At 68.9% G+C, this 23,853-nt stretch carries 27 protein-coding genes and 3 pseudogenes; 8 read left to right on the top strand and 22 right to left on the bottom strand.

What is annotated here, in order from left to right:
* Positions 1-201: 201 nt before the first annotated feature.
* Entirely contained in the window at positions 202-1,587 is a 1,386-nt protein-coding gene (locus tag BLR21_RS13115) for a glycine--tRNA ligase (RefSeq protein ID WP_030474438.1), read from the bottom strand.
* A gap of 257 nt (positions 1,588-1,844) precedes the next feature.
* Between BLR21_RS13115 and BLR21_RS13110 the strand changes: the two genes are divergently transcribed.
* Positions 1,845-2,522 carry a tetratricopeptide repeat protein gene (locus BLR21_RS13110; RefSeq protein WP_051768541.1) on the top strand — a complete coding sequence of 226 codons (678 nt, stop codon included), beginning with the start codon at positions 1,845-1,847 and terminating at the stop codon, positions 2,520-2,522.
* Here the strand turns inward: BLR21_RS13110 and BLR21_RS13105 are convergent.
* Positions 2,503-2,880, bottom strand: coding sequence for an antibiotic biosynthesis monooxygenase (locus tag BLR21_RS13105; RefSeq protein ID WP_090006126.1), 378 nt, complete (start codon positions 2,878-2,880; stop codon positions 2,503-2,505). The genes BLR21_RS13110 and BLR21_RS13105 overlap by 20 nt on opposite strands.
* Before the next feature lie 17 nt (positions 2,881-2,897).
* On the opposite strand from BLR21_RS13105, the gene BLR21_RS13100 reads away from it, so the two are divergent.
* From BLR21_RS13100 to BLR21_RS13090, 3 genes are read left to right on the top strand one after another with little or no spacing between them, the layout of a single operon-like run.
* Complete coding sequence (locus BLR21_RS13100; RefSeq protein ID WP_090006125.1) at positions 2,898-3,176, top strand: hypothetical protein; 279 nt, start codon at positions 2,898-2,900, stop codon at positions 3,174-3,176.
* An 11-nt stretch (positions 3,177-3,187) separates the two neighbouring features.
* Positions 3,188-3,538, top strand: coding sequence for an ArsR/SmtB family transcription factor (locus BLR21_RS13095; protein WP_051768539.1), 351 nt, complete (start codon positions 3,188-3,190; stop codon positions 3,536-3,538).
* Positions 3,535-3,933, top strand: coding sequence for a Fur family transcriptional regulator (locus tag BLR21_RS13090; protein ID WP_030474433.1), 399 nt, complete (start codon positions 3,535-3,537; stop codon positions 3,931-3,933). The genes BLR21_RS13095 and BLR21_RS13090 overlap by 4 nt, the downstream gene beginning before the upstream one ends.
* A gap of 3 nt (positions 3,934-3,936) precedes the next feature.
* Here BLR21_RS13090 and BLR21_RS13085 read toward each other — a convergent pair whose 3' ends face one another.
* The 13 genes and pseudogenes from BLR21_RS13085 to BLR21_RS44535 all read right to left on the bottom strand — a co-directional run.
* The gene (locus BLR21_RS13085; protein ID WP_090006124.1) at positions 3,937-4,641 is read right to left on the bottom strand and encodes a TIGR03943 family putative permease subunit; all 705 of its coding nucleotides are present in this window, start codon (positions 4,639-4,641) and stop codon (positions 3,937-3,939) included.
* A complete protein-coding gene (locus BLR21_RS13080) occupies positions 4,638-5,648 on the bottom strand; it encodes a permease (RefSeq protein ID WP_090006123.1) in 1,011 nt (336 codons plus the stop codon). The genes BLR21_RS13085 and BLR21_RS13080 overlap by 4 nt, the downstream gene beginning before the upstream one ends.
* Entirely contained in the window at positions 5,645-6,082 is a 438-nt protein-coding gene (locus BLR21_RS42445; RefSeq protein ID WP_176929614.1) for a hypothetical protein, read from the bottom strand. Before BLR21_RS42445 ends, BLR21_RS13080 begins: the two co-directional genes overlap by 4 nt.
* Before the next feature lie 23 nt (positions 6,083-6,105).
* Entirely contained in the window at positions 6,106-6,504 is a 399-nt protein-coding gene (locus tag BLR21_RS13070; protein WP_086667743.1) for a YbjN domain-containing protein, read from the bottom strand.
* A complete protein-coding gene (locus BLR21_RS13065) occupies positions 6,501-7,325 on the bottom strand; it encodes an isoprenyl transferase (protein ID WP_090006122.1) in 825 nt (274 codons plus the stop codon). Before BLR21_RS13065 ends, BLR21_RS13070 begins: the two co-directional genes overlap by 4 nt.
* Positions 7,326-7,374: 49 nt before the next feature.
* Positions 7,375-8,127 (bottom strand): DNA repair protein RecO, encoded by a 753-nt coding sequence (gene recO, locus BLR21_RS13060; protein WP_030474427.1) that lies wholly within the window; start codon positions 8,125-8,127, stop codon positions 7,375-7,377.
* A 163-nt stretch (positions 8,128-8,290) separates the two neighbouring features.
* The gene (gene era, locus BLR21_RS13055; protein WP_090006121.1) at positions 8,291-9,187 is read right to left on the bottom strand and encodes a GTPase Era; all 897 of its coding nucleotides are present in this window, start codon (positions 9,185-9,187) and stop codon (positions 8,291-8,293) included.
* A gap of 53 nt (positions 9,188-9,240) precedes the next feature.
* Positions 9,241-9,573, bottom strand: coding sequence for a cytidine deaminase (locus tag BLR21_RS13050; RefSeq protein ID WP_090006453.1), 333 nt, complete (start codon positions 9,571-9,573; stop codon positions 9,241-9,243).
* Positions 9,566-10,855 (bottom strand): hemolysin family protein, encoded by a 1,290-nt coding sequence (locus BLR21_RS13045; protein WP_090006120.1) that lies wholly within the window; start codon positions 10,853-10,855, stop codon positions 9,566-9,568. The genes BLR21_RS13050 and BLR21_RS13045 overlap by 8 nt, the downstream gene beginning before the upstream one ends.
* A gap of 4 nt (positions 10,856-10,859) precedes the next feature.
* Positions 10,860-11,405, bottom strand: a complete 546-nt coding sequence (gene ybeY / locus BLR21_RS13040) for an rRNA maturation RNase YbeY (protein ID WP_030474423.1) — start codon at positions 11,403-11,405, stop codon at positions 10,860-10,862.
* A gap of 5 nt (positions 11,406-11,410) precedes the next feature.
* Positions 11,411-11,767, bottom strand: a pseudogene (locus BLR21_RS43760) (PhoH family protein); the annotation flags it as partial.
* A gap of 330 nt (positions 11,768-12,097) precedes the next feature.
* A pseudogene (locus tag BLR21_RS44540) lies at positions 12,098-12,280 on the bottom strand (hypothetical protein); the annotation flags it as partial.
* A 570-nt stretch (positions 12,281-12,850) separates the two neighbouring features.
* Positions 12,851-13,543: pseudogene (locus tag BLR21_RS44535) on the bottom strand (PhoH family protein); the annotation flags it as partial.
* 145 nt (positions 13,544-13,688) lie between these two features.
* Between BLR21_RS44535 and BLR21_RS13030 the strand changes: the two are divergent.
* Both BLR21_RS13030 and BLR21_RS13025 read left to right on the top strand, forming a co-directional pair.
* A complete protein-coding gene (locus tag BLR21_RS13030) occupies positions 13,689-14,435 on the top strand; it encodes a GNAT family N-acetyltransferase (RefSeq protein WP_143027701.1) in 747 nt (248 codons plus the stop codon).
* Between the two features lie 11 nt (positions 14,436-14,446).
* Positions 14,447-15,229 (top strand): GNAT family N-acetyltransferase, encoded by a 783-nt coding sequence (locus BLR21_RS13025; protein ID WP_176929613.1) that lies wholly within the window; start codon positions 14,447-14,449, stop codon positions 15,227-15,229.
* Here the strand turns inward: BLR21_RS13025 and BLR21_RS13020 are convergent.
* From BLR21_RS13020 to hrcA, 6 genes are all read right to left on the bottom strand, one after another.
* Complete coding sequence (locus BLR21_RS13020; RefSeq protein ID WP_090006116.1) at positions 15,226-15,543, bottom strand: histidine triad nucleotide-binding protein; 318 nt, start codon at positions 15,541-15,543, stop codon at positions 15,226-15,228. The two genes, BLR21_RS13025 and BLR21_RS13020, sit on opposite strands and share 4 nt — an antisense overlap.
* Positions 15,544-15,707: 164 nt before the next feature.
* A complete protein-coding gene (locus tag BLR21_RS13015; protein WP_090006115.1) occupies positions 15,708-16,307 on the bottom strand; it encodes a TetR/AcrR family transcriptional regulator in 600 nt (199 codons plus the stop codon).
* A 9-nt stretch (positions 16,308-16,316) separates the two neighbouring features.
* Positions 16,317-16,973: an alpha/beta hydrolase family protein gene (locus BLR21_RS13010; RefSeq protein WP_090006114.1), complete on the bottom strand. Its 657-nt coding sequence runs from the start codon at positions 16,971-16,973 to the stop codon at positions 16,317-16,319.
* Between the two features lie 347 nt (positions 16,974-17,320).
* Positions 17,321-18,052 (bottom strand): 16S rRNA (uracil(1498)-N(3))-methyltransferase, encoded by a 732-nt coding sequence (locus tag BLR21_RS13005; RefSeq protein ID WP_090006113.1) that lies wholly within the window; start codon positions 18,050-18,052, stop codon positions 17,321-17,323.
* On the bottom strand, positions 18,049-19,197 hold the full coding sequence (gene dnaJ / locus BLR21_RS13000; RefSeq protein ID WP_090006452.1) for a molecular chaperone DnaJ: 1,149 nt from the start codon (positions 19,195-19,197) through the stop codon (positions 18,049-18,051). The genes BLR21_RS13005 and dnaJ overlap by 4 nt, the downstream gene beginning before the upstream one ends.
* Before the next feature lie 43 nt (positions 19,198-19,240).
* Positions 19,241-20,263 carry a heat-inducible transcriptional repressor HrcA gene (hrcA, locus tag BLR21_RS12995; protein ID WP_030474414.1) on the bottom strand — a complete coding sequence of 341 codons (1,023 nt, stop codon included), beginning with the start codon at positions 20,261-20,263 and terminating at the stop codon, positions 19,241-19,243.
* Between the two features lie 125 nt (positions 20,264-20,388).
* Between hrcA and BLR21_RS12990 the strand changes: the two genes are divergently transcribed.
* Entirely contained in the window at positions 20,389-20,583 is a 195-nt protein-coding gene (locus tag BLR21_RS12990; protein WP_090006112.1) for a hypothetical protein, read from the top strand.
* Here the strand turns inward: BLR21_RS12990 and hemW are convergent, their stop codons facing one another.
* The gene (hemW, locus tag BLR21_RS12985; protein ID WP_090006111.1) at positions 20,584-21,792 is read right to left on the bottom strand and encodes a radical SAM family heme chaperone HemW; all 1,209 of its coding nucleotides are present in this window, start codon (positions 21,790-21,792) and stop codon (positions 20,584-20,586) included.
* Positions 21,793-22,160: 368 nt separating this feature from the next.
* Between hemW and BLR21_RS12975 the strand changes: the two genes are divergently transcribed.
* Entirely contained in the window at positions 22,161-23,840 is a 1,680-nt protein-coding gene (locus BLR21_RS12975) for a nitrite/sulfite reductase (protein ID WP_090006109.1), read from the top strand.
* Positions 23,841-23,853 lie beyond the last annotated feature (13 nt).

The following is a 23,853-nucleotide window of genomic DNA, read 5'->3' as shown; positions in this document are numbered from 1 at the left end:
CGGAGACGAAATCGGGCCCGCTGAAAGCCACCGGGCCCGAAAACAGGCCGGACAAGTGCGGTGGCCACTAGCCTTTACCTGGTATTTCGCCGGTCACACGGGTGCATCGTGGTGCCGTCCCCGCGTCCCGGGTACTGGACACGGTGCCGCGAGGCGCCCTGCTGAGCGCCGGAAGACCCGGTGAAGGCTAGTGGTGTGGCACTAGCAGCCGACGAGGCGTGCCGCGAGGTACGACTCCAGCTGGTCCATCGCCACACGCTCCTGCGACATCGTGTCGCGCTCCCGCACCGTCACGGCGAGGTCGGTGAGCGTGTCGAAGTCGACCGTCACGCAGAACGGCGTGCCGATCTCGTCCTGGCGGCGGTAGCGGCGGCCGATGGCGCCGGCGTCGTCGAAGTCGACGTTCCAGTTGCGGCGCAGGGCCGTCGCGAGGTCGCGGGCCTTGGGCGACAGGTCGGCGTTGCGCGACAACGGCAGCACCGCGACCTTGACCGGCGCGAGGCGGCGGTCGAGCTTCAGCACGACGCGCTTGTCCACGCCGCCCTTGGCGTTCGGGGCCTCGTCCTCGGAGTAGGCCTCCAGCAGGAACGCCATCATCGGGCGGCCGACACCAGCGGCCGGTTCGATGACGAACGGCCTGAAGCGCGAGTTCGTGGCCTGGTCGAAGTACGACAGGTCGACACCCGAGTGGTTCGAGTGCGTGGTGAGGTCGAAGTCGGTGCGGTTCGCGATGCCCTCGAGCTCACCCCACTCCTGGCCGCCGAACTGGAAGCGGTACTCGACGTCGACCGTCCGCTTCGAGTAGTGCGACAGCTTTTCCTTCGGGTGCTCGTAGTGACGCAGGTTCTCCTTGGAGATGCCCAGGTCCGTGTACCAGCGGGTGCGCTCGTCGATCCAGTACTGGTGCCATTCCTCGTCCGTCCCGGGCTCGACGAAGAACTCCATCTCCATCTGCTCGAACTCGCGGGTGCGGAAGATGAAGTTGCCCGGCGTGATCTCGTTGCGGAACGACTTGCCGATCTGACCGATGCCGAACGGCGGCTTCTTGCGCGACGTCGTCTGCACGTTCAGGAAGTTCGTGAAGATGCCCTGCGCGGTCTCGGGGCGCAGGTAGTGCAGGCCCTCCTCGGTCTCGATCGGACCGAGGTGCGTCTTGAGCAGGCCGTTGAACATCTTCGGCTCGGTGTAGGTGCCGCGCACGCCGCAGTTGGGGCACGGCACGTCGGAGACGTCGCCCTCGGCGACCTCCTTGCCGGTGCGCTCCGCGTACTCCTCGGACAGCGTGTCCGCGCGGAACCGCTTGTGGCACGACTCGCACTCGACGAGCGGGTCGACGAACGCCTCGACGTGACCGGAGGCGACCCACACGTCACGCGGCAGGATCACCGACGAGTCCAGGCCGACGACGTCCTCGCGGCCGCGGACCATGAAGTTCCACCACTGCCGCTTGATGTTGTCCTTGAGCTCGACCCCGAGAGGTCCGTAGTCCCATGCCGAGCGGGTACCGCCGTAGATCTCCCCGCACGGGTAGACGAACCCCCTGCGCTTGCAGAGGCTGACAACGGTCTCGATGCGATCGGCGGGCAAGGGGAACTCCATCGGGGGAATGAGAATCGGGGGCTCAAGCTTAGGGTCTGTATCGAAGTCTGATCCGCGACAGCCGGGCCCGAGGCGGCCCCTGGTGGTGCGGCCGGACAACCCACATACAACACCGGTATGCAGGCCGTCCGGCCGCACCACCAGGAACCACCTCAAGCGCGGCTCTCATCGAACCAGACTTCGATACAAACCCTAGCCCGTCACGTCACGCCCCGAACGGGCGACCGGAGCCTTACCCTGCACGAATGGAAGACCGGCTGCGAGAGCTGTGGGACTTCGCCGACCTGGACGGCACCGAGGCGAGGTTCCGCGCGTTCCTGGGCAACGTGGAGACCGATGACGAGCGGGCGGAGGTGCTGACCCAGCTCGCCCGCGTCGAGGGGCTGAGGGAGAACTTCGCCGCGGGTCACGCTCTGGTCGACGAGGCGGAGGTGCTGGTCGCCCCCGACTCGACGGGCCGGGTGCGCGCGCTGCTCGAACGCGGCAGGCTGCACCGCTCCGGCGGCGACTCCGAGGCGGCGCAACCGTTGTTCGTGGCGGCGTTCATCCTCGCCAAGACGCGCGGTGACCTGTCGCTCGCGGTCGACGCCGCGCACATGGCGTCGCTGGTCGACGACCCGGAGAAGTGGACCAAGCAGGGCATCGAACTGGTCGTGGCCAACCCCGGACTCGTGCGCTGGCTCGGCCCGCTGCACAACAACCTCGGCTGGTTCTACTTCGAGAACGGCCGCTACGACGAGGCGCTCGACGCGTTCGAGAAGACGCCGGAGGCGTACGCGGAGAGCGGCAAGGCCAAGACGCTGCACGCGCTGGGCCGGTCCGCGGAGGCCGCCGAGGCCGCGCGCAGGGCGTTGGAGCTCCTCCCCCACGACTCGCAGGAGGAGTGGGTCAAGGAGATGGAAGCTATCGCCGAGGGTTCGTAGGCCCTGCCGCCTCGCCGAGCCGCACCGTGAACGCGTCCTCGGCGAGCACGCTCGTGTGCGTCTCGACCTCGCCGCCGGTGCTGGTCAGCGCCGGCTCGTACATCGCGGGCTCGTCGGTCAGCGCCTCGGACAGCAGCGGGATGACGTGTTCGCGCACGGGGAACGGCGACATGGCGCGCCGATAAGCCACCACGGACTCGAACTCGACGGTCAGCACCCAGCGGTCGTCCTCGTCGGTCGACCGCGCCAGCGTGCCCTTGTGACACCCCGGCTGAGCCGTCAGCAGCTTCAACGCCTCTTCGACGCGCACAGTGAACGTCTCGGGGTCGGACACGCGGAATCGGCACACCAGCAGCACGGTGCAAGGATGGCACGGTGACCTCCAAGCGCCCTCTCCTGCCCGGCGACGGACCACTCGCGCGTGTGCGCCCCGTCGTTGCGTTCGTGCTCGTGCTCGGTCTGTTCGTCACCGGCGTTCTGGTGGGCGGCACCCTCGGCGCGGTGCTCCTCGGTGTGCTGATCGTGGGCGCAGCGGTGCTCCTGGCGGCCACTTGGAAGGTTCTTTCCCCAGCTCACCGCACATTGCGCGTGGTGGTCCTGCTGGTACTGCTCATCATCACCGTAGAATTGGTTGTGAAAATCCCTACCAGGTGAGGTGTGCCGCCATGACCGTCCAGCTGCACGGTGAGCACTCCCCCGAACGCGCGGCCCCCGCGCCCGCTCCACCCCGCCCCGCGCACACCCTCGCCGAGGCCGGCGACCTGCTGCGCGCACTGGCCGCCCCGGTCCGCATCGCCATCGTGCTGCAACTGCGGGAACATGACCGCTGCGTGCACGAACTGGTCGAGGCTCTGGGAGTCGCGCAGCCGCTGATCAGCCAGCACCTGCGCGTGCTGAAGTCGGCGGGCGTGGTGCACGGCGAGAGACACGGCCGCGAGGTCGTGTACCGACTGGTGGACGAACATCTGGCGCACATCGTGGTGGACGCTGTGACGCACGTCGAGGAGAAGTTGTGACCGGACTGAGGTCCACCAAGCAGCGCACCGCGGTGTCGAACCTGCTCGACCAGCTCGACGACTTCCGCAGCGCCCAGGAACTACACGAGGAACTACGCCGCCGCGGCGAGGGCATCGGCCTGACCACGGTCTACCGCACCCTGCAGTCCCTCGCGGACGCCGGCCAGGTCGACGTCCTGCGCACCGACTCGGGCGAGGCGATCTACCGCCGTTGCTCGGCGCACCACCACCATCACCTCGTGTGCCGCCACTGCGGCCGCACGGTCGAGGTGGAGGGTCCCGCCGTCGAGAAGTGGGCGGACCGGGTGGCGGCCGAGAACGGCTTTTCCGAGGTCAGCCACACCGTCGAGATCTTCGGGACGTGCGCGGACTGCACGGCGAAGGGCCTCAAGTAGGACCTAGGACTCGTAGGGCTCGACCGGCTCGGGCACGGGCGTGAAGGACTCCACGGTGAAGCTCGGCACCCAGGAGTTCTTCTCGCTCGCCGACTTCGGCACGACCTGCCCGGTCACCTCGACCCACTGCTCGTCGGGCAGCGAGGGCACGTCCCCGGTCACCCGCACCTTCAACGGCCGGGCGTCGGCGGCGCAGCACGAGATCGCGAGCCGCGCGACGAACGTGTCGCCCTCCGCGCGCAGCAGGAACCCGGTCAGCTTCACCCGGCGCCCGTCGAGCGTCCCGGACTCGTCCCACGCCGTGCGCGTGACGAACTCCGTCATGGACAACGGGATCACGTCCCCGGACGGCAGTTCGCCCAGCAGGTTGCGGGAGCGCTGCGCCTGGTTCGTGTCGGCGGCCGAGTTCACGACGTCGCCACCCAGAGCGGGAGGCGAGATCAGGAACACCGCCAGCACCGGCAGCAGCATCAGCCACGTCGAGCGCGACGAGTGCGAGTGCTCGTGGTCGGCATCGGAGGCGGCCTTGCCGCGGCGGATGTCCTGGACGATCGCGAACAGCGCCAGGCCGATCATGATCACGCCGGCCGCGATCAGCAGTGGCAGCAGGCTCTTCTGCACGTACCTGAGGTACAGGCCCGAGAAGCTGATCTTCAGCAGCGCGCCGCCGAGCAGGACCAGCAGGATGTTCTGGGTTTCCCGTCTCACAGCAGCACCACTCCACTCACCACGGCACACAAGATCGCCACCACGAAGGTAGCGGGTGCGAAGCGGAACGCGAAGGACTTGCCGAACGCACCGGCCTGCAGCGCGATCAGCTTCACGTCGACGGCCGGGCCGACGACGAGGAACACCAGGCGCGGCAGCAGGGGCAGCGCGGAGAACGCCACCGCCACGAAGGCGTCGGCCTCCGAGCACAGCGCGAGGATGACGGCCAGGAGGGCCATCACGATCACGCCCAGCACGATCTGGCCGCCCAGCGTCTGCATCCACGCGGTCGGCACGAACGTCTTGAACGCCGCCGCGAACAGCCCGCCGAGTACCAGGAACCCGCCGGCGTCCACCAGGTCGTGCCGCGCGCTCTCGGCGAACACGGCCCACTTCGACCTACCGGAGTGGTCGGCCATGCGTGCCAGCGCGCGTTCGGCGATCCACTCCATCTTGCCGAAGCGCACCCACAGCCAGCCCATGATCATCGCGGTCAGCAACGAGCCGGCGAACCGCGCGACGACCATCATCGGGGTGTCGTTGAACGCCACAGCGGTCGACACCAGCACGATCGGGTTCACCGCGGGTGCGGCCAGCAGGAACGTCAGCGCCACGGCCGGCGCGACACCCTGCTGCATCAACCGCTTCGCGACCGGCACCGAGGCGCACTCACAGCCCGGCAGGGCGATGCCCGCGACACCGGCCACGGGCACGGCCAGCGCGGTCTTCGAAGGCAGCAACCGGCGCAGGGCCGAGGGCGGCACGAACGCCGCGATGGCGCCCGAGATCAGCACGCCCAGCACCAGGAACGGCATCGCCTGCACGCAGATCGCCACGAACACCGTCGACGCCGTCCGCAGCTTCGGCGCGTCGAGCAGGTCGACGAGCCTGGACTGGAAGAGCAGTGCGAGAACGAGGATCCCGCACAGCACCTCCAACGACGTGATCTTCAGCCGATGCGGGCCCGAGCGCCGCTTCGACGAGCGGATCTCGCCGGTGATAGTCATTCCGCGTCCGCGTCCGCGTCCAGGTCCAGCAGGCGGCGGTACTGGCGCGCCATGCCCTCACGGATCTCCTCGGGCGAGGGCGGCTCGTCGAACTCCGCCTCCTCCTCTTCGAGGTCGTCGTCGTCGAAGTCGACCGGAGTGCCGTTGACAGTCTCCTCGTCGTCGGCCTCCTCTTCGAGGGCGGCCTCGCGGAGCTCCTCGATCGTCGCGGAGACGTCCTCGGCCGACAGCGCGGGCAGCATCGGCTTCACGATGGCCAGCACGCCGCCCTCGGCGTCGTCCAGCGCCACGGCCTCGGCCAGCGCGACGGCGTGGTCACGCTCGTACGGGCCGCAGATGAACGAGTCCCAGTCGTCGCCGCCCGAGGGCTCGAACGTGACGGTCCACGGGAACTCGTTGACGTCCGAGTCCTCTTCCGGCTCGTAAATGATCACGCCACCCATGGAAGGGTCCTTTCTCAAGAAAACCGGGAGAGGAGCTCGCCGCGCACCTGCGAGGCGGTCGACACGACGAGCATGAGCAGCGTGCTCAGCGGCTCGGGCTTGAGGCCGTCCGCCGGGAAGGCGTACCGGAGCATCACGTCCGTGCCTCGTTCGGACGCGATGACACCCAACGTCCCGAACAGGCCCTGACCAGCGCGTTCGGCCACCCACACGGCCACGTCGCCGACCAGGTCCCACGCGACGACGACCGTCAGCGAGAGCACCGTCAGCCCTTCGGCCAGTTCCATGCCCTGCACCGCGCACGGCACGTCGCCGTGGCGGAAGCTCAACGCGCCGTCGTCGTCCACGGAGACGTCGTGGAACAGCTCCAACGCCTTGCGCGCGGCCTCCAGGGCCTCACCACTCGCGTTCACGACGACACCGCCTCCTCGCCGGGTTTGTCGACGGCACCGCCGAAGCGGCGGTCGCGGCCCGCGAACTTCTCGCAAGCGCGCCACAGGTCGCGGCGGTCGAAATCGGGCCACAGGATGTCCTGGTACACCATCTCGGCGTACGCGGACTGCCACAGCAGGAAGTTCGAGATGCGCTGTTCACCGGACGGCCTGATGAACAGGTCGACGTCGGGCATCTCCGGCTTGTACAGGTACTTCGCGAGGGTGCGCTCGTCGACCTTGTCCGGGTTGATCTTCCCGGCGGCGACCAGGCGCGCGACCTCGCGGGCGGCGTCGCCGATCTCCGCGCGGCCGCCGTAGTTCACGCACATCACGAGGTTCAGCACGTCGTTCTCGGCCGTGCGGACCTCGGCCTCCTGCAGCTGCTTGATGACGCTGCCCCACAGCTTCGGCGAGCGGCCGGCCCAGTGGATGCGGACACCCATCTCGTCCAGCTCGTCGGTGCGGCGCGCGATCACGTCGCGGTTGAAGTTCATCAGGAAGCGGACCTCTTCGGGGCTGCGCTTCCAGTTCTCCGTGGAGAAGGCGTAGAGCGAGAGCCACTTCACGCCCAGCTCGATGGAGCCCTTCGCGACGTCGAGCACGACCTGCTCACCGCGCTTGTGCCCCTCCACCCGCGACAGCCCGCGCTGGTTCGCCCAACGGCCGTTGCCGTCCATCACGATCGCGATGTGCTTGGGCACCAAGTCGGCGGGGATGTCCGGGGGCGTCGCACCGGACTCGTGCGGCTCCGGCGGGCGCGGTACGCGCTTCTCACGCTCAGAGCGGCGGCGACGCAACATGGGGCTCGGCATCCTCTCGGGCGACAACCGTTTTCGGGTAGCCGCCACATTAGCCGTCTGCCGGCTGTGCCTTTCGCTCGACCAAAGGCAACGACCTGAGCTGCCGTTCGAGGTGCCACTGCAGATGCGCCGCGACCAGGCCACTCGCGTCACGACGGGCGATGTGCGGGATCTCGTCGACCACGGTCCACCGGCCGTGCAGCAACGCCGAGAGCAACGTCAGCGTGTCCTGGGACGGCGACGACGAGCCGGCGGGACGGCAGTTCGGGCAGCACGAGCCGCCCGCCTGGATGCTGAACGCCCGGTGCGGACCGGGATCGCCGCACTTCGCACACTCGTTCACCGCGGGCGCCCATCCCGCGAACGCCATCGCACGCATGAGGAACGCGTCCAGCAGCAGCGACGGGTCCCGCTCACCGTTCGACAACGCCCGCAACGCCCCGGCCACGAGCATGTACAGCCGCAAGACCGGTTCGCCCTCTTCGGCCGTGAGCCGGTCAGCGGTCTCCAAGATGGCGCACGCGGCCGTGTAGCGCTGGTAGTCCGTGACGATGCCGACGCCGAACGCGTCCAGCGTCTGCACCTGCGTGATGATGTCGAGCGACCGGCCGGGGTGGAACTGCACGTCGACGTGGCAGAACGGCTCCAGCCGCGCGCCGAACTTCGACGACGTGCGGCGCACGCCCTTGGCCACGGCGCGGAGCTTGCCGTGCTTCTGGGTCAGGAAGGTGATGATCCGGTCGGCTTCACCGAGCTTCTGCACGCGAAGCACGATGCCGGTGTCGCCGTACAGATGTGCCATAGTGCCGTGACCTCCGGTCTTTACCTCGTGTTTCGACGTTCAGACGGTCGCATCGCGGTGCCGGCCCCGCGCCCTCATATCGGGCATATGGGGGCGCGGGGCCGGTGCCGTGAGGTGGCCTGCTGGGCGCCGGAAGACGCGGTGAAGACTGGAGGTCACGGCACTAAAATCCCAGGCGGCGCAACTGCTTCGGGTCCCGCTGCCAGTCCTTGGCGATCTTGATGTGCAGGTTCAGGTACACCCGGCTGCCCAGCAGACGCTCGATCTGCTTGCGCGCCTCCATGCCGACCTGCTTGAGCCGCTCGCCCCGATGTCCCAGGATGATCGCCTTCTGCGACGACCGTTCCACGAACACGAACGCGTGGATGTCGATCAGGTCGTTGCGACCCTCCCGCGGCTCCATCTCCTCGACCACCACGGCGATGGAGTGCGGCAGCTCGTCGCGCACACCCTCCAGCGCGGCCTCGCGGATCAGCTCGGCGACCAGGGTCTGCTCCGGCTCGTCGGTCAGGTCGCCGTCCGGGAACAGCTGCGGGCCCTCCGGCAGCTTCTTCAGCAGCAGGTCGCTCAGCGTGTCGACCTGGAAGCCGTCCACCGCGGACACCGGGATGATCTCGGCGAACTCCATGATCTTCTGCAGCGCGAGCAACTGCTCCATCACCTGCTGCTGCGACACCAGGTCCGTCTTGGTGACGATGCCGAGCACGGGCGTGCGCTTGGCGACCTTCTCCAGCTCGGCGGCGATGAACTTGTCACCGGGGCCGACCTTCTGGTCCGCGGGCACGCAGAAGCCGACGACGTCGACCTCCGACCACGTCTCGCGCACCAGGTCGTTGAGCCGCTGGCCGAGCAACGTGCGCGGCCGGTGCAGACCGGGCGTGTCGACCAGCACGAGCTGGCCGTCCTCGCGGTGCACGATGCCGCGGATCGTGTGCCGCGTGGTCTGCGGCTTGCTGGACGTGATGGCGACCTTCGTGCCCACCAGCGCGTTCGTCAGCGTCGACTTCCCTGCGTTCGGGCGGCCGACGAAGCACGCGAACCCGGAGCGGTAACCATCCATCCGTCCATTGTCCCTCTAGCTCGTTCTGGCCGTTCGCGGGGCCTTCCGACCACCTAGAACTGCTTGCGCAGCTCGCCCGAGAGGTTCGCGAGAAGCACCGGGCCGGAGGGCGTGAGGTCACGCATGGCCGCCAGCGACTCCCCGTCCACCCGGTTCGACTCGGTGACGACCGCCGCCGCCTCCAGCCCCTCGGCACCACTCGACACGGCTGCCGCGATCGCCGCCTGCAGCGCGGTGAGCTTCAGCGACGGCAACGAGACGGTGGAGGCGTTGTAGGTGCGGCCGTCGAGGTCCCGCACCGCCGCTCCCTCCTCGGCGCCGTTGCGCGCTCGCACGGACCGCGCCAGCGTGATGAGCTTGGCGTTCTCGGGGTCGACGTCAGGCATCGTCATCGTTCTCCTTCTGCACGGGACGTACGAGCACGGTGGTGACGCGAATGCGGCCGCGTTCGTCCTTGCCGCCCTCGGCCCGCATGCGCAGGCCGGCGATCTCCGCCTCGGTGCCGGGCAGCGGCACGCGCCCGAGCCGTTGCGCGAGCAGGCCGCCGACGGTCTCCACCTCATGGTCGTCGAGCTCGGTGCCGAACAACGCGTCTAGGTCGTCCACCGGCAGGCGCGCGCTGACCCGCACCGCGCCGTCCTCCAGGTGCTCGACCGGCGGGCGGTCGTCGGTGTCGGACTCGTCGGTGATCTCGCCGACGATCTCCTCGAGGATGTCCTCGATGGTCAGCAGGCCGGCGGTGCCGCCGTACTCGTCCACGACGATCGCCATGTGCCGGCGCGACACCTGCATCTCGCGCAGCAGGTCCGCGATGGGCTTCGAGTCCGGGATGAAGCTCATCGGGCGCATCAGCTCGGCGACGCTCTTCGGGTCCTCGTCCTCGGCGAGCGTGGCCCGCATCAGGTCCTTGAGGTTCACCACGCCGAGCACGTCGTCGACGCTCTCGCCGATCACCGGGATGCGGGTGTAGCCCGTGCGCAACGACAGCGCGAGCGCCTGCCGCAGCGACTTCGACTGCTCGATCCACACGATCTCGGTGCGCGGCACCATGATCTCGCGCGTGATGGTGTCGCCCAGCTCGAACACCGAGTGGATCATCTCGCGCTCGCCCTCGTCCACGACGCCACGTTCCTGCGCCATGTCGACGAGCTCACGCAGCTCGACCTCCGAGCTGAACGGACCCTCGCGGAAACCCTTACCGGGCGTGATGGCGTTACCGACGAGGATCAGCAGCTTGGACAGCGGCCCGAGCACGCGCCCGAGCTGCCGGACGGTGCCCGCGGCGAGCAGGCTCACGCCGTACGAGTGCTGACGGCCGATGGTGCGCGGTCCGACGCCGACGAGGACGTACGACACGACGAGCATGCTCAGGCACGAGTACAGGACGGCGAGCCAGTCCTGTGCCACGTAGTCGAGGAACACCGTCGTGACCAGCACCGCCGCCGACATCTCGCAGGCCAGGCGCAGCAGCAACAACAGGTTGACGTGCCGTGGCCGGTCGTTGAGGACGTTCAGCAACTGCCCGGTGCCCCAGCGACCCTGCCGTTGCAGGGCCTCCACCCGTGCGCGTGACACGGTGCCGAGAGCGGCATCCACACACGCGAACAGGCCTGCGGCCAGCACGAGCAGAACGGCCAGCACGATCACACTGGCAGGGTTGGCGCTCATCGCGTCAGGCTTCTTCGTTCTTCTCGTCCAGGCCGACCGCGCCGAGCACCTTGTCGTCGGTGCTGCGCTGGTGCGCGGCCCGTTCGGCCTCGTCCCGCGCGGTGCGGAAGTCGCCGAGGATGCGGTTCTGCAACGTGAACATCTCACGTTCCTCGGCGGGCTCGGCGTGGTCGTAGCCGAGCAGGTGCAGCACGCCGTGCACGGTCAGCAGGTGCAGCTCGTCCAGCAGGCCGTGGCCCGCCTTCTTGGCCTGGTCCTTGGCGAACGCGGGACACAGCACGATGTCCCCGAGCAGCGCGGGCCCGAGACCCGCGGCGTCAGGGCGGCGCGCGGAGTCCAGCTCGTCCATGGGGAAGGCCATGACGTCCGTCGGACCCGGCAGGTCCATCCAGCGCTCGTGCAGGTCTGCCATCACGTCCAGCTCCACGAGCAGGACGGACAGTTCGGCCAGCGGGCTCACGCCCATGCGGTCCAGCGCGAAGCGGGCGGCGGAGACGATGGACCCTTCGTCGACTCCGACACCCGACTCGTTGGCGATCTCGATACTCACGACGCCTATCGTCCTCGCCGCTGGTTCCCCCGGCGTGCACCGGGTCCGTGGTGTTGCCCGTTCTGGTCGACGGCGTCCTGCTGGACCTGCCACTTGTCGTACGCGTCGACGATGTCGCCGACCAGGCGGTGGCGCACCACGTCCTGGCTGGTCAGGATCGAGAAGTGCACGTCCTCGACGCCCTCGAGGATCTCCCTGACCACGCGCAGGCCGCTGCGCTGGCCGCCGGGGAGGTCGACCTGGGTGATGTCACCCGTGACGACCACCTTGGAGCCGAAGCCGAGACGGGTGAGGAACATCTTCATCTGCTCGGGCGTGGTGTTCTGCGCCTCGTCGAGGATGATGAACGCGTCGTTGAGCGTGTTGTGCGTCAGCAGGTAGTCCTCGGTGACGTACAGCGAGTCCTGCGCCGCCACCTGGATGCACACCGTCTGCGTACGACCCGCGGGCTCGATGCTGTCGATGAACCGCATCGGACGCCCGCCGCCACCGGCGGCGTGGTACTTCTCCCGCTTGCGCTCGAGCCGGAACGGCTCGACGCCCTCGGGCAGCCTGATGTCGAGGACGTACGCGTCGTGGCGGTAGCCGACGTCACGGCCCTTCGCCCTGCCTGGCTTGCGTCCCTCGGCCGGACGGCAGCGCCAGTAGGCGACGCCGCCGAGCGACCGGACCAGCGCGACCACGTCGTCCCGCAGCCGTTCCGACGTCGTCGTGTACTGGATGCGGCAGGTGCGGCCGAGCTGGGTGACCGGGCCGCCGTCCGAGTCGAGCAGGCCCTGCAGGACGGCGAGGCGCACATCCGCGCTGTTGTGCAGGTAGAGCTCCGGCACGAACTTGGTGTGCGAACGCGTGCCCAGCAGCTCCAGCTCACGCATGACAGCGGTCACCGGGTTCGCGATCGTGATCACGTCGCCAGGGGTCCTGATGCGCCGCATCGTGTAGTCGACCCGGCTCTTCTTCATCACCGCGATGTCCGGCTCCAGCGCGATCTGGAGTGCGAAGGCGAGGGCCGGGTCACCGGTCGAGAACGACGGCGTCGTCGAGCCCGTGATGCACCCGTCGCCCAGCAACAGGCCCAGCGCGTAGGCGTCCATCGGCACTTCGCGTTCCGGCAGGCACACCGGCGCGCTCAGCAACGGAAGCTCGTAACGGCGAGCGTGAGCGGCACGGAGGTTGCCGATCATCTCCTGCGTCTCGAGCACCCGCCACGGCTTGTTCCGGCGGCGGTCGGACGCCGTCCTGACCGTCCAGAGGTGCTCACCGCACGCGAGCGTCGACGAACCGTCCTGCGCGGTGACGCGGTAGACGTCCTTCTCACCCTGCGGGTAGACGCCCAGCACGGGGGTCGGCTCGCCGTTGGAGCCGATGACCAGGTCACCGACCTGCAGCGATCCGATCGGGCGATAGCCCTCCGGGGTCAGCACCGGCGTGAAGATCGGCTGCGCGCGGCCACGCATGTAAGCCAGCGGTGCGACCTCGATCGTGCCAGCCTGCGTGAGGCGCGGGATCGACTCCGGGTCGACCATGTCGTGCAGCGCGTCGTAGAGGGGCCGCAGATACGGGTCGATCTTCTCGTAGAGCGTGCCCGGCAGGTAGCCCAGGCGCTCGCCGGCCTCGACGGCCGGGCGGGTGAGGATGATGCGGTTGACCTGCTTGGCCTGCAGCGCCTGCACGGCCTTGGCCATGGCGAGGTACGTCTTGCCGGTGCCGGCGGGGCCGATGCCGAAGACGATCGTGTTCTTGTCGATCGCGTCGACGTAGTGCTTCTGGTTCAGCGTCTTCGGCCTGATGGTGCGGCCGCGGCGGCTGACGATGTCGAGGCTCAGGACCTCGGCGGGCGACTCGGCCTCGTTCGCGCTGAGCATCGCGACGATGCGGCGGACGGCGTTCTGGTCGATGGCCTGGCCGCGGCCCGCGAGGGTGATGAGCTCGGAGAAGACGCGTTCGGCGAAGGCCACGTCGGCGGGGTCGCCGGACAAGGTGATCTCGTTCCCGCGCACGTGCACGTCGGCGTCGAGCAGTTCCTCCGCGAGCCGGAGGTTCTCGTCGCGCGACCCGAGCAGCGTGAGCACCGCACCTTCCGGCACGGCGAACCGGGACTGACCTTCCTTGTTGTTCTGCTGGTTTTCTTCGGCCACGTGGCCCCGGCCTGCTTCCTGTCGCTCGGATCTGGTGCCGTCGATGCTAGTCCGGCCGAAAATGGGTGGCTACCGCTTTGCTCACGGTGTGTGCTCATGAACCGTGGAGATCCGCAGGCTTGGTGTCGAGGACGTACCCGAGTGCATGAAACTCGTGACGGACCGGGGTTGGAGCTGGACGCCAGCGCAGTGGGAGATGCTGCTGGCCCTCGGTCCGGGCTTCGGCGCCTTCGACGAGACCGGGCTGCTCGGCACGACCCTGGTCACGCCGTATCCCGAGATGCAGGCGATCAGCGGCGTGCTGGTCGGTTCGTGGGCCGAGCGCAAGGGCATCGCGGGCGCTCTGATATCCAATATATTGGATACGGGTCCGTCGGTGCTGTACGCGACCTCGATGGGTGAGCCGCTGTACGAGCGGCTCGGCTTTCACTCGGTCGGGCGTGCGTTGGAGTACCACGGCGAGATCACCGGCGCGGCTGCCGGCGTGACGCGGCCGGCGACGTCGGGCGACCTGCCCTCGGTGGTGGCGCTGGACCGGGCGGCGAGCGGGTTCACGCGGGAGGCGTTCTGGATGCACGTGTTCGGTCCGTCATCGGTCTACACGCCTCACATCGCGGAGGACGGCTTCGTCTGCACGCGACGCATGGGTGAGACGTTGGTCATCGGTCCGCTCGTGGCACCGAACGCGGCGGCGGCGTGCGAGATCATCGCTGACGTGGCCGCCGGCGCCGGGCCGTCCCGCGTCGACGTGAGCGACCCGGAGGTGGCGGCGTTCCTGTTGGGCAAGGGCTACGAGGCGCGCGGAGGCTGCGCGCTGATGGTGCACGGCGTCGATGACGTCGGCGGCGACCGTGGGCGGTACTTCGCGCCCGCGTCGCTCGCGCTGGGATGACTGGGGAAACTGTGGAACTGCGACGACTGACCTTGGACGACATCCCCGCGTGCTCCGACCTGGCGGAAAGCCGGTCGTGGCCGCGCGAGGAGAGCAAATGGGAGTTCCTGCTCACGTACGGCGACGGCTGGGGACTGTTCGACGAGCAGGGCCTCGTCGGCACGACGATCGTGACGCGTTATCCGGAGCTGGCGTCGGTCAGCATGGTGCTGGTCGCCGAACGCGCCGCGCGCCAAGGCCACGCCCGCCGACTGGTATCCCATGTATTGGATACGGATGTCTCGACGTTGTTCGCGACGTCGATGGGCCGCCCGCTTTACGAGCAGATGGGTTTCCGCGCCGTCGGCTTCACCGACATCCACGCTGGGACCTTCACCGGACCGGCATCCGATATATCGCATATCGCGACCGCCGCCGACCTCGACGACCTCGTCGCGCTCGACACCAAGGTCACCGGCCTCACCCGGCCGTACCTGTGGGAGTCGCTGCTCAGGATGGGCACGGTCCGGATCTCCGAGCACGGCGTCGCGGGCTCGTGGCAGGTGCGCGAGGGCCGGAAGCTGATCGGCCCGGTCATCGCGGACTCCGCCGCCGACGCGTGCGCGCTCATCGCCGACTGCGCCGCCGGTGATCCCAGCGTGCGCGTCGACGTGCACGATCCCGAGGTCATCGCGTTCGTGCGCGAGCACGGCCTGGAGTCGTGGGGCGAGGCCACCTGGATGGTCCGCGGTGCCGAGCACCTGCCCGGTGACCGCACCCGCTACCACGCTCCCCTGCTGCAGGCGCTGGGCTAGAGGCGCCGGCCGCCCAGCAGGTGCAGGTGGGCGTGGAAGACCTCCTGTCCGCTGTCCGGCCCGGTGTTGAAGAGCAGCCGGTAGCCCGACTCGGCCACGCCCTCGGCGTCGGCGACCTCCTTCGCGGCGGCGAAGAGGTCGCCGAGCTGGTCGCCGTTCAGGTCGACGGCGTTCGGCACGTGCTCGCGCGGGATGAGCAGCACGTGCACGGGCGCCTTGGGCTGGATGTCGCGGAACGCGAGCGTCGTCTTGGTCTCGTGCACGATCGTCGCGGGAATCTCACCGCCGGCGATCCGGCAGAACAAACAGGCCATGCCCCAAGCCTAGGGTCTGTATCGAAGTCTGATCCGCGACAGCCGAGCCCGCGGCGGCCCCTGGCGGCACGGCCGGACAACCCACATACAACACCGGTATGCGGGCCGCCCGGCCGCACCACCGGGAACCACCTCAAGCGCGACCCTCATCGGACCAGACTTCACTACAGACCCTGGACGAACAGCCGGTCCAGCTGCTCGTCGACGGCCTCGACCATGTCGGCGACCGTGAGCTCGTCGGGGCCGAGCCCGTGGTGGATGTTGAGGCCGTCGATCAGCACGATGAACCGCCGTGCGGCCTTCATCGGCACGACGCCATTTCGCAGCTCACCGGCTTCTTGCGCCGCAACGAGAACCCGCGCGATCTCGCCGTACAACTCGCGTGTGCCGATGCGTTCCAGCTCGTGCAACGACGGCTCGACCATCGCTCGCGGCAGGAACGACAGCAGCACCGCGGCCTCGACCCGGCGGTCGTCGTCCATCGCCAGCATCTCGTGTGCGAAGGACCGCAGCACCTCCCGGTTGCCGGCCGAGGTGTCGATCGTGGCCAACCGCGCGATGAACCGCCGGTACGCGAGCTCCATCGCGAACCCCAGCAGCGCGTCCTGCGTCGGGAAGTAGTGGCGCAGCGACCCGCTCGACCAGCCGGACTCGGCGGCGACGGCGCGCACGGACGCGTGGTCTATCCCGTCCCGCCGCACGATGCGCCACACTGCCTCAGCGAGTTCGCGACGGCGTTGCTCATGGTCGACAACCTTCGGCACCGGCCCTTTCTAGCAGCCGTGCGCGAGCCGAACGACAGCCGCGCGGCACCTCTCCCACGACTCGGTGCCCGGCGTGATCATGTCCATGTGCCCTGCGCCCTGCACCACGACGAGTTCCGCCTGCGGCTCGGCGGCGCAGAACTCGATCGACTGCTCGACCGGGACGTCCTCGTCCTGGTCACCGTGCACGCACACCACCGGCTTGCCGATGGGGATCAACGCGGCCGGCGAGGCCTCCGCGAACTGTTCCTCGGTGCACAGTTCCAGCGCCCGCGGCGTGATGTGCCTGGTGAAGTCCAGCACCGCCGCCTGGGCGACCGCCCCGACCACTCGCGCGCTGTGCCTGGCCGCCCACACGGCGAGGTGGCCTCCGGCGCTGTGCCCGAGCGTCACGACGGGCCCGATGTCGACGGCGTCGATGGCGGCGAGCACGTCCTCACCCGTCTGCGGCCACCCACCGCCGCCGCTCACCCGCCGGTATTCGATGTTCCAGACGACAAATCCTTCCGCGACGAGCACGTCCGCGAGAGGGCGGCCGAGTTCGAGGCCGTAGCGCTGGTGCCAAAAACCACCGTGAATGACGACAACGGCACCCTGAGTCGCGGTCTGGGGAACGTAAAGCTCGCCGAACTGACTGGGATGGTCACCGTAAGCAATTCGCTGCACACGCAGAACTTACGTGAACGACAAGAATTCGCCGAGAAGCGCACCGGTTCGATAGGGGGTGACGAACCCGCAGGCCAGACGGCCAGCGCAGGGCGCACAATGACACCTGAAACCAAAAGGGGCGCCTCGCGGTCCGAAGCCTGGGGGTCGCTTCGCCGCGAGGCGCCGACGCCGGACCGAGGGGGGAGGTGTCCGGCGAGTCTTTTGGTCAGAAAGGCTAATCGTCTACTCCGTTTCCGGATAGACCAATCAGCCCCTCTGCAACAAGGGTAACCCCAACCGCCTGCGGTTCGCTACAACTTGCGTCAAGCCAATCCATCCGATGTTCATCTTCGGAGTGATCGGGGTCACCACCTACTGGTACGTACCCCAATGGCACCAAGAGCAACCGCCGCAGCGGTAGATGCACGCAGAACGGTTGGACCCAATCGGACGATCCGCGCCCCCGAAGATCGCAACGCGTCGAGTTCCTCGGGCGTGATTCCACCCTCGGGACCCACTACAAGTAGCACGTCACCCGAATCGGGCAACGGGACGTCCGCAAGTCGTTCGGTCGCGCTTTCGTGCAACACGAGAGTGAGCGCCGACGACGACACGCGATGAGAAAGCTGATTCGTGCTCACGGGTTCGTCGACGAACGGCACTCGCGCGCGACGGGCCTGCTTGGCCGCCTCACGGACCGTGGATCGCCAACGCCCCAACGCTTTCGCACCGCGCGGGCCGTCTTCCCACTTCGCCACGCACCGGGCCGCGCGCCACGGCACCACGCCGTCCACGCCGGCCTCGGTGGCCAGCTCGACCGCCAGCTCACCGCGGTCGCCCTTCACCAGGGCCTGGGCGAGCACGACGCGCGGGGCCGGTTCGGGCTCCACCCAGCGCTCGACCACACGCAACGCCAGGGCGTCCTTCTCCACCGCCACCACGGAACAGCGCACCTGGGCACCGGACCCGTCCGACAGCACGAGCTCCTCGCCCGCGCGCAACCGCTTCACGGTGGCGGCGTGCCGGCCTTCCGGGCCGTCGAGCACGAACTCCTCGCCGGAGGGCAACGCCTCGACGAGGAAGACCGGCAGGGTCACCGGTGGCCGCGTGAGGAGCGCAGGCGGGCGAACAGCCCGCCGCCGCCCTTGCCGTTGTGGGACAGGGAGGGCTCGCTCTCGCCCCGCATCTCGGCCAGGTCGCGCAGCAACGAGGACTGCGCGGCGTCGAGCTTGGTCGGCACGACCACCTCAAGGTGCACGTGCAGGTCTCCGCGACCGTCGACACGGCCGGTGGAACGCAGCTTCGGCATGCCGCGGCCGGTCATGACGAGCTGCGTGCCCGGCTGCGTGCCGGGGTCGATCTGCAGCTCTTCCTCGCCGTCCAGGGTCTTCAACGGCAACGTGGCGCCCAGGGCGGCCGTCGTCATCGGGATCTGGACGATGCAGTGCAGGTCGGCGCCGTCGCGTTCGAAGATCTCGTGCGGGTGCTCCTCGACCTCGACGTAGAGGTCGCCGGCCGGGCCACCGCCGGGGCCGACCTCGCCCTGGCCCGCGAGGCGCACGCGCATGCCCTCGGCGACACCGGCGGGGATGTTCACGGAGATCGTGCGGCGCGACCGCGTGCGGCCGTCACCGGCGCACTGCTGGCACGGGTCGGGGATGACCTCGCCGTAGCCGCGGCACACCGGGCACGGACGAGACGTGACGACCTGCCCGAGGAACGAGCGCTGCACCGACTGGACCTCGCCGCGGCCGTGGCAGGTGTCGCACTGGACGGGCTTGGAGTTGTTCTGGGTGCCGGCGCCGTGGCAGCGGTCGCACAGGATCGCCGTGTCGACGGTCAGCTCACGGGTGGCGCCCGCCGCGCACTCCTCCAGCGTCATGTCGAGCCGGATCAGCGCGTCGGAGCCGGGCTGCACGCGGCTGCGCGGCCCGCGGCCACCGCCGGGCGTGGCGCCGAAGAAGGCGTCCATGATGTCGCCCAGGCCGAAGCCCGCGAACGGGTCACCGCCCGCGCGGCCACCGCCGCCCGAGTCGAGCGGGTCGCCTCCCAGGTCGACGACGCGGCGCTTCTCCGGGTTCGACAACACCTCGTAGGCGGCCGTCACCTCCTTGAAGCGGGCCTCCTCGTTGGGATTGACGTCCGGGTGCAGCTGCCTCGCGAGCTTGCGATAGGCGCGCTTGATCTCATCCTGTGTCGCGTTCTGCGAGACACCGAGGATGCCGTAGTAATCCCTGGCCACCTTGTTCGCTTTCGTGTTCATCTCAAGTGCAAGACGTTTCTGGTCAACGACCGGTCAGGATCTCACCGACATAGTTGGCGACCGCGCGCACCGCGGCCATGGTCCCGGGGTAGTCCATGCGCGTCGGTCCGACGACGCCGAGGCCCCCGAGTGGATTGTCACGGCTGCCGTAGCCGATGGACACCACGGAAGTGCTGCGCATCTCAGCGGCTTCGTTCTCCTCGCCGATGCGCACCAGCACGCGACCGGGGTCGCGGGAGGCGGCGAGCAGCTTGAGCACGACGACCTGCTCCTCCAGCGCTTCCAGCACCTGCCGCAGCGAGCCCGGGAAGTCGGTGATGCTGCGCGTGAGGTTCGCGGTACCGCCGAGCACCAGCCGTTCCTCCGGGTGCTCCACCAGCGTCTCGATGAGCACAGTAGCGACTCGCAGCATCGGATCGCGCAGGTTCGGCGGAACCTCGTCGGGCAGCTCGGCGACCTTGGCACTCGCCTCAGCCAGCCGCTGCCCCGCCATCGCCTGGTTCAGCACGCCGCGCAGCTGGGCCGTGTGCGCCTCGCTGATCACGTCCCCGAGCTCGACGATGCGCTGGTCGACACGGCCGGTGTCGGTGATGAGCACCAGCATCAGCCGCGACGGCGTGATCGGCAGCACCTCCAGGTGGCGCACGGCCGCGCGGGACAGCGTCGGCACCTGGATCACCGCCACCTGCCTGGTCAGCTGCGCGAGCAACCGCACACTGCGACGCATCACGTCGTCGAGGTCGATCGCGCCGTCGAGGAAGCTGCGGATAGCCCGCTTCTCGGCCTGCGAGAGCGGCTTGATCTCACTCAGCTTGTCGACGAAGAGCCGGTAGCCCTTGTCCGTCGGCACGCGCCCCGCGCTGGTGTGCGGCTGGGCGATGTAGCCCTCGTCCTCCAGCGCGGCCATGTCGTTGCGCACGGTCGCGCTCGAGACACCCAGGTTGTGCCGGTCGACCAGCGCTTTCGACCCCACGGGCTCCTGGTTGGACACGTAGTCGGCAACGATGGCGCGCAGCACCTCGAACCGACGCTCATCGGCGTTCACCGCTGTTCACCTCCGTGTCCACTGCTTCCGAGTTTACCCAGCCCCGTTCCTGCCCGGTGCCCGCTCTGAAGTCGTGCTCGATCCGGGCTCCGGTTTTTGTCGGTGCCCGTCGCTAGGGTCCAAACGTGGACAACGTGGTGTGGCTGCGGCCACCGGGGAAGCCATGCCTGGTGCTCAGCGACGACGAGTGGTGGAGGGGCTCGGTTGTCTGGGAAGAGGCCCGCAGGGAGGACGGGCTCTGGTGGGGCACGGTGACGTACGACAAAGAAGGCCAGAAGATCACCGAGGTGCGCAGTCAGCACGACCTGCGCGCCCGCTGATCAGGGCAGCAGGCGCCTGACGACGGCGTCGGCCAGCAGGCGGCCGCGGTCGGTCAGCACGCAGCGGTCGTCGTGCGGTTCGAGCAACCCGTCGGCGATCGCCTGCTTCGCCTCCTCACGGCCGGCGTCGTCCAGCACGTCCATCGGCAGGCCTTCGGCGAGGCGTAGTTCCAGCAGGACCCGTTCGACGCGCTGGTCCTCGGCCGACAGCGTCTCGCGGCCGGCTGCGGGTGAGTTGCCCTCGGCCAGCAGGGCCGAGTAGCGGGCCGGGTGCTTCACGTTCCAGAAGCGCACGCCGCCCACGTGGCTGTGCGCGCCGGGACCGAAGCCCCACCAGTCGGCGCCCTTCCAGTACAGGACGTTGTGGCGGCACTGCGCCTCGGCGGAGGTCGCCCAGTTCGACACCTCGTACCAGGAGAAGCCGGCGCCGCTCAGCACCGAGTCGACCATCTCGTAAGACGAGGCCAGCACGTCGTCGTCCGGCATGGGCAGGTCGCCGCGGCGGATGCGGCGGGCGAGGCCGGTGCCGTCCTCCACGATCAGCGCGTAGGCGGATACGTGGTCGACGCCCGCGGCCAGCACGGCGTCCAGGGACGAAGCCAGGTCCGAGGGGCGTTCCCCCGGCGTGCCGTAGATCAGGTCGAGGTTCACGTGCTCGAACCCGGCCGCGCGGGCCTCCAGCGCGGCCTCGCCGGGACGGCCGGGCGTGTGCTTGCGGTCCAGCACGGCGAGAACGTGCCTGGCTGCGGACTGCATGCCCAACGACACGCGCGTGTAGCCGGCCGAACGAATACCGGAGAAGAACTCCACCGACGTCGACTCGGGGTTCGACTCCGTCGTCACCTCGGCGCCGGGAGCCAGGCCGAACGACTGCCGCACCGCGTCCAGGACGTCGCCCAGACCCGAGGCACCGAGCAGAGATGGCGTGCCACCGCCGACGAACACGGTTTCGGCCAGCGGAGCGGTCCCGAGGACGGAAGCGGCCAGGTCCAGTTCGCGGCGCAGGCCCTCCAGCCACGACTCCGGTGACGCGGAGGAACCCAGCTCACCGGGCGTGTAGGTGTTGAAGTCGCAGTAGCCGCAACGGGTCGCGCAGAACGGCACGTGCACGTAGATGCCGAAGGGGCGCGAGCCGACACCGGCGAGAGCGGAAGGGGGAAGCGAACCGTCGGCGGGCGCGGGCTCGCCATCGGGCAAAGCGGAGGGCATGACTCCCAGTGTCCCCTACACGGCCCGAATGGCGGTGTTCGACCAGGGAGAGTATCTGACGGTGACAGAAATGCTACGGAGTGAGATCGGGCCGGGATGTCAACTCCCCCTCGGCAATCCCAGCATTCGGTTGGCGGTGGACCACGCACTGGACGGCATGCACACTGAGGTCATGCATTCGACTGGAGTCCGCCTCGTGGCCCGCCGCCACGTCGACTTCCGTCGTGTCTCCAGCGCGATGTGCCGTCGTTCGGCATGACCGCGCGCTGATTTGTTCCCGTCAGCGCTCGGCGCGCTGACGACGCCCCCACCACAAGCACCTCCGGGCTCGCACGCGCACTGAGCGCCTCGAAACCCGGAGGATGGCGATGGCCACGCCGCAGACGTCACCGCGTGCCAAGCAGCGTCGCGGCGAGGGGCAGTGGGCACTCGGTTACCGAGAGCCGCTGAACCCCAACGAGCGGAGCAAGAAGGACGACAACCCGCTCAACGTCCGCGCCCGCATCGAGAACATCTACGCCCACGGCGGTTTCGACTCGATCGACCCGGCCGACCTGCGCGGACGGTTCCGCTGGTACGGCCTGTACACGCAGCGCAAGCCCGGCATCGACGGCGGCCGCACGGCCACGCTGGAGCCGGAGGAGCTGGACGACGAGTTCTTCATGATGCGCGTCCGCAGCGACGGCGGTGCGCTCACCACGGAGCAGTTGACGGTCCTCGGCGAGATCTCGCAGACCTACGCGCGTGACACCGCGGACATCACCGACCGGCAGAACATCCAGTACCACTGGATCCGGGTCGAGGACGTTCCCACGATCTGGCAGAAGCTCGAAGCCGTCGGCCTGACGACGATGGAGGCGTGTGGCGACAGCCCGCGCGTCATCCTCGGTTCGCCGGTCGCGGGCATCTCGCAGGACGAGGTGATCGACGGGCAGCCGGCGATCGACACGATCCTCGAGCGCTACATCGGCGACCCGCGCTTCTCCAACCTGCCGCGCAAGTTCAAGACGGCCATCTCCGGTCTGCAGGACGTCGCGCACGAGATCCACGACATCGCGTTCGTCGGCGTGCACCACCCCGAGCACGGGCCGGGCTTCGACCTCTGGGTCGGTGGCGGCCTGTCCACGAACCCCATGCTGGGCAAGCGTTTGGGCGCCTGGGTGCCGCTCGACGAGGTGCCGGACGTGTGGGAAGCCGTCATCAGCGTCTTCCGCGACTACGGCTACCGCCGGCTGCGCCACCGCGCGCGCATCAAGTTCCTCGTCGCCGACTGGGGCCCGGAGAAGTTCCGCCAGGTCGTCGAGGACGAGTACCTCAAGCGCAAGATGATCGACGGCCCGGCGCCGGAGACCCTGGACCAGCAGCTCGACCACATCGGCGTGCACAAGCAGAAGGACGGCCTGTTCTACGTCGGCGCCGCTCCCGTCGCGGGCCGTGTGTCGGGCTCGATCCTCGTCGAGGTCGCGAAGTACGCGGAACGGGCCGGCTCCCGCCGCGTCCGTTTCACGCCGCAGCAGAAGATCATCGTGCTGGACGTGCCCGAGTCCGAGATCCCGGCGCTCAAGAGCGATCTCGCCAAGCTGGGCCTGCAGGTCGACCCGTCGCCGTGGCGCCGGGGCATCATGGCGTGCACCGGCATCGAGTTCTGCAAGCTCGCGATCGTCGAGACGAAGGCGCGCGCCCTCGACCTCGTCACGCAGCTCGAAGCCAACCTCAAGGACATCGTCGACGGCGTCACGGCGCCGATCACCGTGCACATCAACGGCTGCCCCAACTCCTGTGCCCGCATCCAGACCGCGGACATCGGACTCAAGGGCCAGATCGTCACGGACGAGCAGGGCAACCAGGTCGAGGGCTTCCAGGTGCACCTCGGCGGTGGCCTCGGTCTCGACGCCGGGTTCGGCCGGAAGTTGCGCGGCCACAAGGTGACCTCGGCCGAGCTGCCCGAGTACGTCGAGCGGGTCGTGCGGAACTTCGTCGCCCAGCGCGAGACCGACGAGCGGTTCGCGCAGTGGGTCGGCCGGGCGGAAGAGGGTTCGCTGCGATGACGGCCAGCCGACG

This window comes from Lentzea albidocapillata subsp. violacea, from assembly GCF_900100275.1.
Classification (GTDB): Bacteria; Actinomycetota; Actinomycetes; order Mycobacteriales; family Pseudonocardiaceae; genus Lentzea; species Lentzea violacea.
This window is presented reverse-complemented; position numbering and strand designations above follow the sequence as displayed.